The sequence below is a fragment of the Neptuniibacter sp. QD37_6 genome, from assembly GCF_047778085.1.
Taxonomy (GTDB): Bacteria; Pseudomonadota; Gammaproteobacteria; order Pseudomonadales; family Balneatricaceae; genus Neptuniibacter.
The window spans coordinates 1,545,748-1,561,223 of sequence record NZ_CP180550.1 but is presented as its reverse complement, the minus strand read 5'-3'; the positions used below and the strand labels follow the sequence as shown (position 1 = coordinate 1,561,223).

At 45.5% G+C, this 15,476-nt stretch carries 13 protein-coding genes; 5 read left to right on the top strand and 8 right to left on the bottom strand.

Annotated features, from left to right (window positions below):
• The first annotated feature begins 124 nt into the window (after positions 1 to 124).
• Together fusA and ACMXYO_RS07300 are read left to right on the top strand one after the other, a co-directional pair.
• A complete protein-coding gene (fusA, locus tag ACMXYO_RS07305; RefSeq protein ID WP_415887847.1) occupies positions 125 to 2,215 on the top strand; it encodes an elongation factor G in 2,091 nt (696 codons plus the stop codon).
• Positions 2,216 to 2,400: 185 nt separating this feature from the next.
• Complete coding sequence (locus tag ACMXYO_RS07300; RefSeq protein ID WP_415888081.1) at positions 2,401 to 2,628, top strand: DUF1059 domain-containing protein; 228 nt, start codon at positions 2,401 to 2,403, stop codon at positions 2,626 to 2,628.
• Positions 2,629 to 2,634: 6 nt separating this feature from the next.
• Here ACMXYO_RS07300 and ACMXYO_RS07295 read toward each other — a convergent pair whose 3' ends face one another.
• Positions 2,635 to 3,384 (bottom strand): substrate-binding periplasmic protein, encoded by a 750-nt coding sequence (locus ACMXYO_RS07295; protein WP_415887846.1) that lies wholly within the window; start codon positions 3,382 to 3,384, stop codon positions 2,635 to 2,637.
• Between the two features lie 161 nt (positions 3,385 to 3,545).
• Positions 3,546 to 4,586 (bottom strand): IS481 family transposase, encoded by a 1,041-nt coding sequence (locus ACMXYO_RS07290; protein ID WP_415884719.1) that lies wholly within the window; start codon positions 4,584 to 4,586, stop codon positions 3,546 to 3,548.
• Positions 4,587 to 4,815: 229 nt separating this feature from the next.
• Between ACMXYO_RS07290 and ACMXYO_RS07285 the strand changes: the two genes are divergently transcribed.
• Together ACMXYO_RS07285 and ACMXYO_RS07280 are read left to right on the top strand one after the other, a co-directional pair.
• Entirely contained in the window at positions 4,816 to 5,574 is a 759-nt protein-coding gene (locus tag ACMXYO_RS07285; protein WP_415887845.1) for a DUF4344 domain-containing metallopeptidase, read from the top strand.
• A 90-nt stretch (positions 5,575 to 5,664) separates the two neighbouring features.
• On the top strand, positions 5,665 to 6,324 hold the full coding sequence (locus ACMXYO_RS07280) for a DUF4253 domain-containing protein (RefSeq protein ID WP_415887844.1): 660 nt from the start codon (positions 5,665 to 5,667) through the stop codon (positions 6,322 to 6,324).
• A 148-nt stretch (positions 6,325 to 6,472) separates the two neighbouring features.
• Here the strand turns inward: ACMXYO_RS07280 and ACMXYO_RS07275 are convergent, their stop codons facing one another.
• Positions 6,473 to 6,871, bottom strand: a complete 399-nt coding sequence (locus tag ACMXYO_RS07275) for a PepSY domain-containing protein (protein ID WP_415887843.1) — start codon at positions 6,869 to 6,871, stop codon at positions 6,473 to 6,475.
• A 344-nt stretch (positions 6,872 to 7,215) separates the two neighbouring features.
• Between ACMXYO_RS07275 and ACMXYO_RS07270 the strand changes: the two genes are divergently transcribed.
• The gene (locus ACMXYO_RS07270) at positions 7,216 to 8,070 is read left to right on the top strand and encodes a DMT family transporter (protein ID WP_415887842.1); all 855 of its coding nucleotides are present in this window, start codon (positions 7,216 to 7,218) and stop codon (positions 8,068 to 8,070) included.
• A 334-nt stretch (positions 8,071 to 8,404) separates the two neighbouring features.
• On the opposite strand, the gene prpF is transcribed toward ACMXYO_RS07270, so the two are convergent.
• The 5 genes from prpF to ACMXYO_RS07245 all read right to left on the bottom strand — a co-directional run bounded on the left by prpF (position 8,405) and on the right by ACMXYO_RS07245 (position 15,384).
• Complete coding sequence (prpF, locus tag ACMXYO_RS07265; RefSeq protein WP_415881523.1) at positions 8,405 to 9,583, bottom strand: 2-methylaconitate cis-trans isomerase PrpF; 1,179 nt, start codon at positions 9,581 to 9,583, stop codon at positions 8,405 to 8,407.
• 261 nt (positions 9,584 to 9,844) lie between these two features.
• Positions 9,845 to 12,448 carry a Fe/S-dependent 2-methylisocitrate dehydratase AcnD gene (gene acnD / locus ACMXYO_RS07260; protein ID WP_415887841.1) on the bottom strand — a complete coding sequence of 868 codons (2,604 nt, stop codon included), beginning with the start codon at positions 12,446 to 12,448 and terminating at the stop codon, positions 9,845 to 9,847.
• A gap of 123 nt (positions 12,449 to 12,571) precedes the next feature.
• Positions 12,572 to 13,699, bottom strand: a complete 1,128-nt coding sequence (gene prpC / locus ACMXYO_RS07255; protein ID WP_415887840.1) for a 2-methylcitrate synthase — start codon at positions 13,697 to 13,699, stop codon at positions 12,572 to 12,574.
• Between the two features lie 85 nt (positions 13,700 to 13,784).
• Entirely contained in the window at positions 13,785 to 14,678 is an 894-nt protein-coding gene (prpB, locus tag ACMXYO_RS07250) for a methylisocitrate lyase (protein ID WP_415887839.1), read from the bottom strand.
• The gene (locus tag ACMXYO_RS07245; RefSeq protein ID WP_415881527.1) at positions 14,668 to 15,384 is read right to left on the bottom strand and encodes a GntR family transcriptional regulator; all 717 of its coding nucleotides are present in this window, start codon (positions 15,382 to 15,384) and stop codon (positions 14,668 to 14,670) included. Before ACMXYO_RS07245 ends, prpB begins: the two co-directional genes overlap by 11 nt.
• Between the last annotated feature and the right edge of the window lie 92 nt (positions 15,385 to 15,476).

The window sequence follows — 15,476 nt, the reverse complement described above, 5'->3', positions numbered from 1 at the left end:
AATCCCCCTTCTTAAATAAATATCAGCAGAAAGAAGTATTTCCTTGTAATTTTTCTTCGAAAAGTCATAAAAAACCTTGTATACTGTCGCGCAATTTTAGGACCTCACTTAGTCGAGTATAGAGATGACAGACTTAACCAAGTACAGAAACATCGGTATTTTCGCGCACGTAGATGCGGGTAAAACCACAACAACAGAACGTATCCTTAAGCTTACTGGTAAGATCCATAAGATGGGTGACGTTCACGATGGCGAAGCTACTACTGACTTCATGGAGCAGGAAGCTGAGCGTGGTATCACAATCCAGTCTGCAGCGACGACTTGTTTCTGGAAAGATCACCGCATGAACATCATCGATACTCCGGGCCACGTTGACTTCACAGTTGAAGTATACCGTTCCCTAAAAGTACTTGATGGTGGTGTAGGTGTATTCTGTGGTTCCGGTGGTGTAGAACCTCAGTCTGAAACTAACTGGCGTTACGCGAACGAGTCTGAAGTAGCTCGTTTGATCTTCGTAAACAAACTAGACCGTCTTGGTGCTGACTTCTACCGCGTTGTAGATCAGGTTAAGAACGTACTAGGCGCTAACCCACTAGTTATGACTCTACCAATCGGCCGTGAAGACAACTTCACAGGTGTTGTAGACGTTCTATCTCAAAAAGCTTACATCTGGGACGATTCTGGCCTTCCAGAGAACTACGAAGTAACTGACATCCCTGCTGACCTAGTAGACGATGCGGCTATGTACCGTGAGCAACTAATCGAAACTGCTCTAGAGCAAGACGAAGACCTAATGATGGAATACCTAGAAGAAGGAACTGAGCCTTCTCTAGAAGAGATCCAACGTTGCATCCGTGAAGGTACTCGTAAACTAGACTTCTTCCCAACTTTCTGTGGTTCTGCATACAAGAACAAAGGTATCCAGCTTGTTCTAGATGCTGTTGTTGACTACCTACCGAACCCAGTAGAAGTTGACGCTCAGCCACTAACTGACAAAGAAACTGGTGAGCCAACTGGCGAAGTAGCTACAGTAGCTATAGATGAGCCATTCCGTGCACTTGCATTCAAGATCATGGATGACCGTTTCGGCGCTCTAACTTTCGTACGTGTTTACTCTGGTGTTCTTAACAAGGGTGACACAATCCTTAACTCTTACACTGGCAAAACTGAGCGTATCGGCCGTATGGTTGAGATGCACGCTGATGACCGTACTGAGCTAGATTCTGCTCAAGCTGGTGACATCATCGCAATTGTTGGTATGAAGAACGTTCAGACTGGTCACACTCTATGTGATCAGAAGAACCCTTGTACTCTTGAGCCAATGATCTTCCCTGAGCCAGTAATCTCTATTGCTGTAACTCCTAAGGACAAAGGTTCTACTGAGAAAATGGGTATCGCTATCGGTAAGATGGTTGCAGAAGACCCATCTTTCGTAGTTGAAACTGACGAAGATTCTGGTGAAACAATCCTTAAAGGTATGGGTGAACTTCACCTAGACATTAAGGTAGACATCCTTAAGCGTACTTACGGCGTTGAGCTAGAAGTAGGTAAGCCACAGGTTGCATACCGTGAAACGATCACTCAGTCTGTTGAAGACAGCTACACGCACAAGAAGCAGTCTGGTGGTTCTGGTCAGTACGGTAAGATCGATTACCGCATCAAGCCAGGTGAGCCAAACTCTGGCTTCACGTTCACTTCTACAGTAGTAGGCGGTAACGTACCTAAAGAATTCTTCCCAGCGATCGAAAAAGGCTTCGCTGGCATGATGGAACAAGGTGTACTAGCAGGCTTCCCTGTACTAGACGTTGAAATCGAACTATACGACGGTGGCTTCCACGCGGTTGACTCCTCTGCTGTAGCATTCGAAATCGCAGCTAAAGGCGCTTTCCGTCAGTCTATCCCTAAAGCGGGTGCACAACTTCTTGAGCCAATCATGAAAGTTGACGTATTCACTCCAGATGACAACGTTGGTGATGTAATCGGTGACCTTAACCGTCGTCGTGGCATGATCAAAGACCAAGAAGCTGGCGCTACTGGCGTACGCATCAAAGCAGACGTTCCACTATCTGAAATGTTTGGTTACATCGGTCACCTACGTACTATTACTTCTGGTCGCGGTCAGTTCTCTATGGAATTTGAACGCTATGCAGCATGCCCACAGAATGTTGCTGACGAAGTAATCGCTGAAGTAAAAGCTAAAAACGAAGCTAAGTAATCTAATTACTTAACTCGTTGAAAAAGCCCGCTGAGAAATCAGCGGGCTTTTTTGTTTCTGCCATGAACTCCCTCCTTCTTACACACATACTCTTTAAACGAAGTTTGTCCAATTAAGCCCTTTCGACTACCCTGAAGCGAACAACTAAACAGAATTTTTTCTATAGGAGAAATAGCGTGAAAACCATGACCTGCAGGCAACTTGGCGGCGGTTGCGATCTTGAGTTTAAAGCCAACACATTTGAAGAGATGTCCGAACTAGCCAAACAACATGGTATGGAGATGTTTCAGCAACAAGATGCCGACCACCTAGCAGCCATGCAGAAAGTACAGCAGATGATGTTAGACCCTGAAGCGATGCAGGCTTGGATGAACGAAAAGCGCGAAGAGTTTAATGCCCTGCCAAATGACTAGCCTTGCCTAATATTGGTATTTGCTTTCGATCGCAGCAAAGGTTCCATCTGCCTTCATCTGCTCCATCGCTAACCGAACTTTCTCTACAAAACTTGGCGTCACTCTCAACTTAGAAAACAACAGATAAGTTGACCAAGAAAGCACCTCCATTCGCTCACCGTTGTAGAGAACAATATCGATCTGATCTTCCAGCTCTTGCTCTTGGATGTAGTGCATCACTGGCAGCAGATCACCAACAAACATATCTACTCGATCATTCAGCAACTGGTTAACACTTTGTTCAGTTGAATCAGCTAACTCAACTTTATGAAACTTCTCACTGTCTAACGCCTGTCTGAACAGACCGCTTCCGTATAGATAGCCCGCCCTAACAGAGATATCTTTATCTTTAACATTTGAAAAATCAGGCTGAACCTGAAATTGATCAGATTTGCGCTTAAACAGCACATAGCTTTGCTGAATCAAGACACTATCAACGTAGTAACCCCATTTCTGGCGAGGTTCATTTTTTCCCGCATTAAACAGCAAATCACGCTCTCCATGCTCAGTCACATAGACCGCACGCTTCCAAGGGAAAAACTGAAAATCAATTTGCTTTACGCCGACTCTAGTTAGTGCCTCTTTAGCTATATCAACAGCAAGCCCCTTAGGCTCACCGTCTGCAAGATATTCATAAGGAGGATAATGAAGAGTGCTAGCTAAGATAGTATCAGGCACATGATCAGCAACCACAGTAGAAGAACATTGTATAAACACGAAAAGCATCCCTGCAATATATCTGTTCAACCACATTAAACCGACCTCAGATTGATAGAGTAACTAAGACAGTATTATTCATATTCCGTATAGATCAAATAGGGTGTACTAGCTCAGACCTGATCTGACAGTTACCCGTTCTTTCCAGTGCTACTGTCAGATTAGATTTGGGCTAAATTCTTTTCAGCCCAAATCTGTTTTCCATCAAGCAATGTTTCCAGTGGCGTTCTGCCACAGCACATTTTCCCCTGATGAGTTCGTTCATTGTTGTAATAATCCAGCCATTCGTCCAGATCTTTTTGCAGTTCTTCCAGTGAAGCATAGAGCTTTTTACGGAACGTAACCTGATAAAACTCGTTCAATATCGTTTTATGGAAGCGCTCACAGATACCGTTAGTCTGTGGGTGTCTCGCTTTGGTTTTCGTGTGATCAATATCGTTGATGGCGAGATATAGCTGGTAATCGTGCTGCTCAACCTTGCCACAGTATTCCGTGCCTCGATCAGTCAGGATACGCAGCATAGGCAGCTCCTGAGCCTCAAAGAATGGTAATACACGATCATTCAATACATCGGCTGAGGTAATTGGGGTTTTCGTCGTGTAGAGCTTAGCGAACGCTACCTTGCTGTACGTATCAACAAAGGTTTGCTGATATATCCTGCCAACCCCTTTTAGATTACCCACGTAGAACGTGTCCTGAGAACCCAGATAGCCAGGATGATGCGTTTCTATTTCACCGCAGGCTTCGTCATCTTGTTTCTTCTTCTCAAGCGCAGCCACTTGGTCATCCGTCAGAATGATACCTTCACTCGCAACCTTTGCTTCCAGAGCCGAAAGGCGCTTTTTAAAGTTTTCTAAGTTATGACGTAGCCAGATGGAACGAACACCACTGCCCGATACAAACACGCCAGCTTTACGCAGTTCGTTACTGGTTCGGGCTTGGCCATGAGCGGGGAAAGCTATCGCGTGTTCAATGACGGCGTTCTCAATCTGCTCATCTACACGGTTTTTGACATTGGGCGTTCTGCGAGATCGGTTGATCAGTGAATCAACACCGCCTTCCTCAACAAGTTCCTGATAGCGATAAAACGTATCACGGGAGACACCCATTACTTTGCAGGCTTTTGAGACGTTTCCAAGTTCTTCCGCAAGGTTGAGTAAGCCTGCTTTGTGTTTAATGATGGGATTGCTAGTATGCAACATGAGAGTTACCTTTGTTTTGATTTAAGATTTCAGCACCTTTATCAAAACGGGTAACTCTCTCTTTCTCAAGAAGATATGTCAGATTAGGTCGAGACTAATTCAAATAGGGAAACGCCCAGCGACTTACGAGAAGAATTCAGCAAGATTTAAGCATCATGTCTGTATGCTCATTCTTTAGATATTGCGTAGAATCAAATAACCTTAATTAATTCATAAGAGGCACCTAGCGATGAGAGCCACATATTTATTTACCTTCGCCACCCTACTCATCCTAGCAAACTCATCTCCAAAAGCAGAGATCAACGGATCATTCGAACCGATTGAAAGCGTTACTGACACATCGGCCAAACAGATAGTCGAGAGGTCATTCGATTTATTTCAATCAGCCACCAATGAACTACTAGAAACCACTCCTGATGTAACTGTTCGTTTTGGCTACGAAGACGGCCCTCTCTACGATCCAACCGAGAACCAGATTCACATTCCTTATGACTTCATCACAGAGGTACAACACAGATTTGATAAAGCGAAGTACCAGCAATCAGGTGTAAGTATTGATGAAGCTACTGAAGATGCACTACTTCACACACTTTTTCATGAATTAGCCCATGCCTTAATTAATATCTACGAGCTACCCGTCGTCGGCAAAGAGGAAGACGCTGCAGACAGCCTCGCTACATTTTTACTTATAGAACTGTTTGAAGATGGTCAGGAGATCGCTATCAGTGCTGCAGATCTATTTGACCTTGAAAGCACAGATCGAGACGTATTAGAGGACGAAGACTTCTGGGGAGAACACAGCCTCGATGAGCAACGCTTCTTCGCTACGCTTTGCCATGTTTATGGTAGCGCACCCGACCAATATGACAATCTCATCGAAGTTGGCTACTTATCAGAAGATCACACAGAACGTTGTATTGAAGAATATGAGCAACTTATTTTCAGCTGGACACAACTACTTGATCCGTACTTAAAAAATACTGATTAACAAAGCCACTGCCTAACCCGCTTAATCAGGCTTATAAATCACTACCCTATTTCTGATACCATTACGCGAAACTATTCTTTAGGGCCGAAAATGAAATTCGTCAATCTTGACCCGACTGATGCCTTCTCAAAAGCGATCAAGGCAAGCAGCAAAGATAACAAACTGGTGGTATGCGGTACTGAAGAAGATAAATCTTATATCGAAGAACATCTTCTAGAATCGCCACAATCTCCAAAAGACATCATTAGAGCAGCAGCCAAGATCAAAGCAGCCAGCTGGCTCAACAAACGACGCCAACAGCTAGAATCAGATGAGGAGTTAAACCTCGCAGATATAACCGGCGAATGGAAAGCTGAATCAAGCGATAAACAAGGCTTTAATCTTGCGACAGACTTTGTCACTGGCGAAGCCGTAGAAAGCCTGCTTGGAGTTAAAATTAAAACCGACAGCAGTTGGAAGATCCCTGCTCATTTTAAATTTGGTGGATGGAACGCCTGCCCTGAACCAGAAGTTCACTGCGCAATGTGGAAACACTGGCAGCTTAAGTATGGCGCTAAGATTGTCGGCGTCAGCAATGACGTGATTGAAGCTTATATCACTAAGCCACCACAAACCGCAGAAGAAGCAATGGAACTGGCTTGGGAGCAATATCTATATTGTCCGGATATTGTAGATCAAGGTGTTGAAACGGTTTCAAAGCTTGCAGAAGTTCTACTTAACCACGACTGCTGGTACTTCTGGTGGGATTAGGTTTATAGACAGGCCAAGTTCGGTAGAAAACGGCTAAAAGCAGCAAAAGACTGATAGAGAAAGAACTTACAGAGTAAAGTCCTGTTCTGACAGCTAACTGACTGGCTGTCAGAACAGGTCCAGCGATAGATATATCTATAAGCAGATATTAACGACGCTCGTCTTCTTCAATACCGATCTCCCACTTTTCAGTAGAAGATTCTAGGATTTTGCCATCTACAGCGCTGACTTCAACCTTAGTTTCAGCACCTGATTCGCTTTCGATATCTACTTCAAATACTGGATGACCATCGGACTTTAGCTCGAACTCAACTTCTTCTACTTCACCTGGGAAAGCAGCCTGAGCGATGCTAACAGCTTTAGCTTCGTCTAACTTAGCCATCTTCTGGAATTTTGGATCAGCTGGAGATTCAACTTCACCTTCTTGGTAGATAATTTTGCCTGTAGCCACGTCACAAGTGAATTCCCACTCTTGCTCCTGACCATCAATCAACTCAATGGAGTAAACATCTTTACCATTGGTTGTTAGCGCTTCAAGTTTAACCAACTGGCCTTCTTTAGAAGACTGAATCGCAGCAACACAGCTTTCTAGGCTATCAGCAAAAGCAGCTGACGGAAGAACTACGGAAGATGCCAGTAATGTAGCTAAAATTGATTTTTTTCATATCTAAAAATCCTTAGAAGATAAAATATCTGCTGCAGTATAAAACGAAGCTCTACCTGCATTTGTTGCGGCAGATCATACTTTATCCAATAATTCGGGAAAATATCCCGATCAATTTTTAGTTCTATCGTATTAATTTTTAATCATTTTTCATGACGTAATGCTGTGAATCACAACAGACTTAGGGTACTGTCCTTACACCTACATGACCTAATACTGAGTTAAGGATGACGTTAAAATCTAAAGCGCTTCTCATAGCTTTCCTGCTAGTAGGCTTGTCACTCATCCCTGTTGGGGACTCTGCAGGTAAACTACTCGGAATACAGGGGGTAGATCCGCTTTTTATTGCGTGGAGCAGGCTAGCAGTAGGCTTTGCGTTTGTTCTGCCCTTCTCCGGATTGACGATTAAAGAGATCGGTCAACTCTTTAACTGGCGCTTGTTAATACGCGCTGGCTTATTCAGCTGCGCTATCTTCAGTATGCTAACCGCACTTAAAACCGAACCTATCGCCAATGTCTTTGGCATCTTCTTTATAGGGCCAATCGTTTCTTATTTTCTAGCCGGATTGATTCTTAAAGAGACAATTACACCGGCGCGCTCAATCGCTTTGCTTATAGGCTTTGCCGCTGTACTGATGGTAGTAAAGCCAGGATTTGATATGGGAACCGGCACACCTTTAGCACTACTAGCAGGTACGTGTTTTGGTTGTATGCTGGTATGCAATCGATGGCTCGCTGGGCAATTTAGACCAAGACTCATTCTGGTATCCACTCTCTTAGCAGGCAGTTTAGCCCTAGCACCTATTGCTATACCAACCATTCCCGCAGAATTGGATACCAATCTGGTCACACTGATCTTAGTTAGCTCACTCGCGTCTGCTATTGGAAATCTGATCATCCTGCAAAGCAGCAAACACCTAGAAGCTAGTATTGTTGCACCGTTTGTTTATTCTCAACTCATTATCGCCACAGCACTTGGCGTTATTTTATTTGATGAATGGCCCGATATGATCAGCGGTATTGGGCTCATCATTATCTTTTCTTCTGGTGTATGCTCTTTTTTCCTATCCAACAAAAAATAAGCTGCCTATTCGGCAGTGAACGCGTAGTGATTGCGCGAGATGCCGAGGTATCCTTTCTAAGCTGCCTATTCGGCAGTGAACTAGAATCACAAAAGGGTAACTAACTGATTTTTAAAGAGCAGCCACATATTAAACAGGTTTTACCCTTTTTTCAGTCCCTAAAATAAATCCTTTAAAATCAACAAACTGAAACCCACTCATGAAAAATGGTTCGGCCAGTATATCCTAGATAAAAAAAACCACGCAAAAAAAGCGTGGCCATTAAGGAAGAGCTGGAGTATCTACTCTGATAGGAAAATAGAACCCCAGTGAGCCCTTCAGGGTTACTCTAGAACTAGAAACTGTCGCCTGGAATGCGTAGATTGCCTTCCATAATTACACGGGCACTTCGGCTCATTACCGCTTTCTTAGCAGTCCAATCGCCGTTAACCTCTTCAGCCGCAGCACCGACACGCAATGTGCCAGATGGGTGACCAAAGGTTACCGCTTCACGCTCACCACCACCGGCAGCAAGGTTAACTAAGGTTCCTGGTACAGCTGCAGCTGTCGCAATTGCAACAGAGGCTGTGCCCATCATCGCATGGTGTAATTTACCCATAGATAATGCACGTACACAGACATCAATATCATTTGCAGAGATCTGCTTACCGCTTGATGCTTCGTAGTCAGTCGCAGGCGCAACAAACGCAATCTTCGGCGTATGCTGACGTGCAACTGCTTCAGAGATATCGCTGATCAAACCCATCTGCACAGCACCGTGTGCACGCATAGTTTCGAAACGCGCCAACTCATCAGCATTACCATTAATATCTTTCTGTAGCTCGGTGCCTTTGTAGCCAATATCTTCAGCATTCACGAAGATAGTCGGGATACCTGCATTGATGAACGTTGCTTTAAAAGTACCAATACCCGGCACTTCCATATCATCAACCAAGTTACCCGTTGGGAACATGGAACCTTCACCATCAGCCGGGTCCATAAACTCGATCACAACCTCAGCCGCTGGGAAAGTTACACCGTCCAACTCAAAATCACCGGTTTCCTGCACTTCACCATTGGTGATTGGCACGTGAGCAATAATGGTTTTCTTAATATTCTTTTGCCAGATACGAACTGTGCAGATACCGTTTTCAGGAATACGCTCAGGGTCAACTAGACCGCCACTGATCGCGAAAGCACCTACCGCTGCAGTCAAGTTACCGCAGTTACCTGACCAATCTACGAAAGGTTTGTTGATCGCTACCTGACCGAACAGGTAATCCACATCGTGATCTGGTTCTGAACTTTTATCTAAAATAACGGTTTTACTGGTACTGGATGTCGCACCGCCCATGCCATCAATCTGCTGGCCGTAAGGGTCTGGGCTACCAATCACACGCATTAGTATGTTGTCACGAGCTTCGCCTGGCTCTTGCGCTACTTCTGGCAGATCCTGACGACGAAAGAAAACACCTTTACTGGTTCCACCGCGATAGTAAGTCGCTGGGATTTTTATCTGTGGTACGTGTGACATAAATTTTTCCTACTTGATTCACACAGCTATCGAAAGCTGCTCTATCAATTCGAATAAAACGCTTAGTAACAATGACTGACATGACCTTGTATTCAAGGCCACATGCAGTCTCTACTCTGGCCAGTCATTGTTAGTAAAAGTTTTGCTTCTTTCTGTTATCGGCAAAATGATGGGCGTTGCTTGCTCGACTTTGAAACCCCAGCCCTACGTGAGCCTGTAGAGCTAGGATTTGCAAACAACGCCTATCGGAACTGCCAGCTATTAATTTCCTTCTAGGAAATCTTTAGCGAAACGCTGCAGAACACCACCCGCGTTGTACACATGTACTTCCGCAGCAGTATCCAAACGACAAGTCACTGGTACTTCTACCTTCTCGCCGTTAGCACGGTTGATGATCAGAGTCAGATCACAACGTGGTGAGATATCACCCAAGATGTCGAATGTCTCAGTACCATCAATACCGTAAGTGTTACGGGTATCACCCTCTTTGAACTGAACAGGTAGTACACCCATACCAACTAAGTTAGTACGGTGGATACGCTCGAAGCCTTCAGCAACGATCGTTTCCACACCTGCAAGGCGTACACCTTTCGCTGCCCAATCTCGGGATGAGCCCTGACCGTAGTCAGCACCTGCAACGATGATCAGGTTCTGCTTACGCTCCATGTAGGTTTCAATCGCTTCCCACATGCGGCTTTCAGTACCTTCTGGCTCAATACGCGCAAGTGAACCCTGCTTGATCTCACCGTTTTCGTCACGACACATTTCGTTCAACAGTTTCGGGTTAGCGAACGTTGCACGCTGTGCTGTTAAGTGGTCACCACGGTGAGTTGCGTAAGAGTTAAAGTCTTCTTCTGGAAGACCCATCTTCGCGCAGTATTCACCTGCAGCTGAACTCGCTTGAATCGCATTGGATGGGGACAGGTGGTCAGTTGTAATGTTGTCACCTAGAACCGCCAGCGGACGCATACCTTTCATAGTACGTTCGCCTGCCAATGCACCTTCCCAGTATGGAGGGCGGCGGATATAAGTAGACATTTCTCGCCAGTCGTAAAGCGGGCTTTCAGCACGCTCAACGTCACCCAGATCGAACATTGGGATGTAGATCTGGTTGAACTGCTCTGGCTTAACTGCCTTAGCTACGATTTCATCGATCTCTTCATCAGATGGCCATAGATCTTTTAGTGTGATCTCTTTGCCATCAACAACAGCCAATACATCATTCTCGATATCGAAACGAACTGTACCTGCGATTGCGTAAACAACTACCAGCGGTGGCGACGCTAGGAAGGCTTGCTTGGCGTGTGGGTGGATACGCCCATCGAAGTTACGGTTACCCGATAGAACAGCTGTTGCATAAAGATCGCGTTCAACGACTTCTTTCTCGATAACAGGGTCTAGCGCGCCGGACATACCGTTACATGTAGTACATGCATATGCCACGATACCGAAACCTAGTTTCTCAAGTTCTGGTAATAGACCTGCTTCTTCCAAGTAAAGTTTCGCAACTTTAGAACCTGGTGCAAAAGAAGTTTTCACCCAAGGCTTACGCACTAGACCTAGTTCGTTTGCCTTTTTAGCAACTAGACCTGCAGCAACAACGTTGCGCGGGTTAGATGTGTTTGTACAAGATGTGATAGCAGCAATGATTACCGCACCATCTGGCATAAGGCCTTCTGCTTCTTCAGCTTTTGCTGCAGCCAACATATCTTCGCCAGCAATACCACGCTCATTTAGCGCAGTCGTTGGTAGACGACGATGTGGGTTAGAAGGGCCAGCCATGTTACGACCAACAGAAGATAAATCAAACTCAAGTACACGCTCGTACTGTGCTTCAACCAGATCATCAGCCCATAGACCTGTGTGTTTCGCATATTGCTCAACTAGTGCTACTTGCTCTGGTTCGCGGCCTGTTAGCTTCAAGTAATCGATAGTCTGCTCATCGATGTAGAACATACCCGCAGACGCACCGTATTCAGGTGTCATGTTAGACAACGTCGCACGGTCACCGATAGACAAGGTAGCAGCACCTGGACCGAAGAACTCTAGGTAAGCAGAAACAACTTTCTCATTACGCAGGAACTCAGTCATCGCGAGTGCAATATCTGTTGCCGTGATGCCAGATTGGCGCTCACCAACAATCTTCACACCGACAATGTCTGGTAGACGCATCATAGAAGGCAGACCAAGCATAACGGTTTCTGCTTCTAGACCACCGACACCAATCGCAATTACACCTAGTGCATCAACGTGTGGCGTGTGGGAATCAGTACCTACACAAGTATCTGGGTAAGCTACACCATCACGGTTTTGGATAACTGGAGACATCTTCTCCAAGTTGATCTGGTGCATGATGCCGTTACCCGCTGGGATTACATCTACGTTATCAAACGCAGTTTTACACCAGTCGATAAAGTGGAAACGGTCATCGTTACGACGATCTTCAATCGCACGGTTTTTCTCAAATGCATCCGGATCGAAACCTGGCGCTTCAACAGCCAGAGAGTGGTCAACAATAAGCTGAGTCGGTACAACTGGGTTCACCTTGGATGGATCACCACCTTGATCAGCAATCGCGTCACGCAGACCTGCTAGGTCAACCAGTGCAGTCTGACCAAGGATGTCATGACATACAACACGTGCTGGGTACCAAGGGAAGTCCAGTGTACGTTTAGTTTCAATCAATTGTTTTAGAGAGTCGGTCAGCACAGATGGCTCACAGCGACGTACCAGTTGCTCAGCCAAAACACGAGACGTGTATGGCAGTTTTGCATAAGCACCTGGCTGGATATCTTCAATCGCTTGGCGGGTATCAAAGAAATCTATAGAGGTACCCGGAAGAGGCTTGCGGTATTCAGTATTCATGGCACAACCTGTCAGGTTCATTCAAGCCAAGAGGGGTTAGCAAAGCTAATCTCTCAGCTTTTTATTATTCAAATCAGGACAGCGATCTGGCTATTAACTCAAACCGCTGTCTGCTGTCGTCTCTTATGGACGATCTTCGATAGCAACCCAATCTGCCGTTTCTGGACCAGTGTAGTCAGCAGATGGACGGATGATACGGTTGTTAGCGCGCTGCTCCATTACGTGAGCAGTCCAACCTGCCGCACGAGAGCATACGAAGATAGGCGTAAACAGCTTCGTAGGAATACCCATGAAGTTATAAGCAGATGCGTGGAAGAAGTCTGCGTTACAGAACAACTTCTTCTCGCGCCACATAACTGCTTCAACACGCTCAGAAACGGCGTACAGGTGAGTATCACCAACCTGCTCAGATAGTTTCTTAGACCACTCTTTGATGATCGCGTTACGTGGGTCAGATTCACGGTAGATCGCGTGACCAAAGCCCATGATCTTATCTTTACGCGCCAACATGCCCATGATTGCATCTTCAGCTTCATCCGCAGATTTCCACTGTTCAACCATATCCATTGCTGCTTCGTTAGCACCGCCATGAAGAGGACCACGAAGGGAACCAATTGCAGCAGTCACACAGCTATGAATATCAGATAGCGTTGATGCACATACACGCGCAGTGAATGTAGACGCGTTGAATTCGTGCTCAGCGTAAAGGATCAAAGACGCGTGCATTACTTCAACGTGTAGTGGCTCAGGCTTCTCGTTGTGTAGTGTCCATAGGAACTGCTCAGCAATAGAATCTGCATCAGTTTCAACGTTCACACGTACGCCATTGTGGCTGAAGTTGTACCAGTAGTTGATCATGCCAGGGAAGACTGCAAGCATGCGATCGATGTGATCGTGCTGCTCAGAGAAATCTTTCTCTTCTTCTAAGTTACCCAACATAGAGCAACCTGTACGCATCACGTCCATTGGGTGCGCTTCAGCAGGAATCTGTTCTAGAACTGTTTTTAGTGCTTCTGGCAGAGCACGCATACCTTTTAACTTAGCTTTGTATGCATCTAGCTCAGCCTGATTTGGCAGTTTTCCGTAAAGTAGAAGATAAGCAACTTCTTCAAACTGCGCTTTATCAGATAGTTCTTTGATATCGTAACCACGGTAAGTCAGACCGGAACCTGTTTTACCTACAGTACATAATGCCGTTTCACCTGCAGACTGACCACGTAGACCAGCACCACCCAGTTTTTTGTCGACCATGATTATGCTCCTGTTTTCCTATCTATGCGGGTTCTGCGACCCGCTTGCTAAAATCAATTAAGTAAAGCGTAAAATAAAATAGCGCTTACTTGTTCTTACCTTCTGCGAACAATGCATCCAACTTCTGCTCGAAGTCGTGATAATTCAAGAAATCGTAAAGTTCCATACGTGTTTGCATGGTGTCGACAACCGCTTTTTGATCACCATCTTTTAGAAGGTGCTCGTATACATTAAGGGCTGCCTTGTTAGCTGCGCGGAATGCAGACAGTGGGTATAGCACCATGCTTGCACCGTGTTCAGCCAATTCATCTTTGTTGAATAGTGGCGTAGCACCAAACTCAGTGATGTTAGCCAATAGATGCGCACCATTGATGCCATCAGAAAACGCTTTGTAATCATCTAGCGTGTGCACTGCTTCTGCGAAGATGCCATCTGCACCTGCTTCTAAACATGCTTGTGCGCGCTCAACTGCAGCATTCAGACCTTCCATCTGGAAAGCATCTGTACGCGCTACAACAAAGAAGTCGTCATCAGTTTTGGCATCAACCGCTGCTTTAACACGATCAACCATCTCTTCAAGCGTAACAATCTCTTTGTTTGGACGGTGACCACAACGCTTTTGTGCTACCTGATCTTCAATGTGAACTGCAGCTGCACCTGCTTTGATCATCTCTTTAACTGTGCGTGCAATGTTAAAAGCACCACCCCATCCCGTATCAATATCAACCATCAGCGGAGTTTCTACTGCGCTGGTAATACGGCTTACATCTGCTAGAACATCATTCATTGATGTCATGCCTAGGTCAGGCAAACCGTATGAGTGGTTAGCGACACCACCACCAGATAAGTAAATTGCTTTATGACCTACACGCTCAGCCATCATGGCGTGATATGCGTTAGTCGTACCTACAATCTGAAGTGGGTTTGTTTCAGCTAGTGCTTTACGAAAACGTGCACCGGCAGACAGGTTATTGGACATGTTCTTCCCCTCTGGTTTCGGTCGCTGCGTTCAGTTTCTCTTCCACGTTTCGGCGTGCTGCACCTATATGTCGGCGCATGAGCATTTCAGCCAATTCCGGATCACGAGATTCAATCGCGTCTACAATCTGGCGGTGCTCTTTAAGTGCACGTTTTGGTCGTGAACTAGAGACACTGAACTGGTATCTGTACATTCGTACTAAGTGATATAGATCCCCGCCTAAAAATTCGAGCAGCTTCTCATTTTTGCTGCCGTGAACAATGCGGTAGTGAAAATCCAGATCACCCTCTTTTTGGAAATACGATCGGCCCTCTAGCTGTTCGACACTCTGTTCATGCTCATCTAATAGAGCACGCAGGCTATCGATTTCGTCTTGAGGCATATTCTCTGCTGCTAAGCGGCAAGCCATACCTTCAAGTGCTTCGCGGACACGATATATTTCAATGAGTTCTTTTGCCGACAGATTAACAACCCGCGCACCGACATGAGGCTTACGTTCAACTAGCCTTAGTGCTTCCAAACGACGCATCGCTTCTCGCAATGGCCCACGGCTAATGCCGTATGTTTTGGCAAGCTCAGGCTCGCTGATCTTCTGACCGGGAGGAATATCCCCCACCACAATCGCAGTTACAATTTGTTCGCAAACGCGATCGGCCAATGTGCGCGTTTCTTGTTGAAACGCTTTATTGTCTGTTTTATCAGTCATAACAACCCTTGATTGAAGATTGTCGACAATCTTGAACTGAGACCAAGATACTCCTGCTAAATTGAGCCGTCAACTCGAAATAGCGAAAAGAT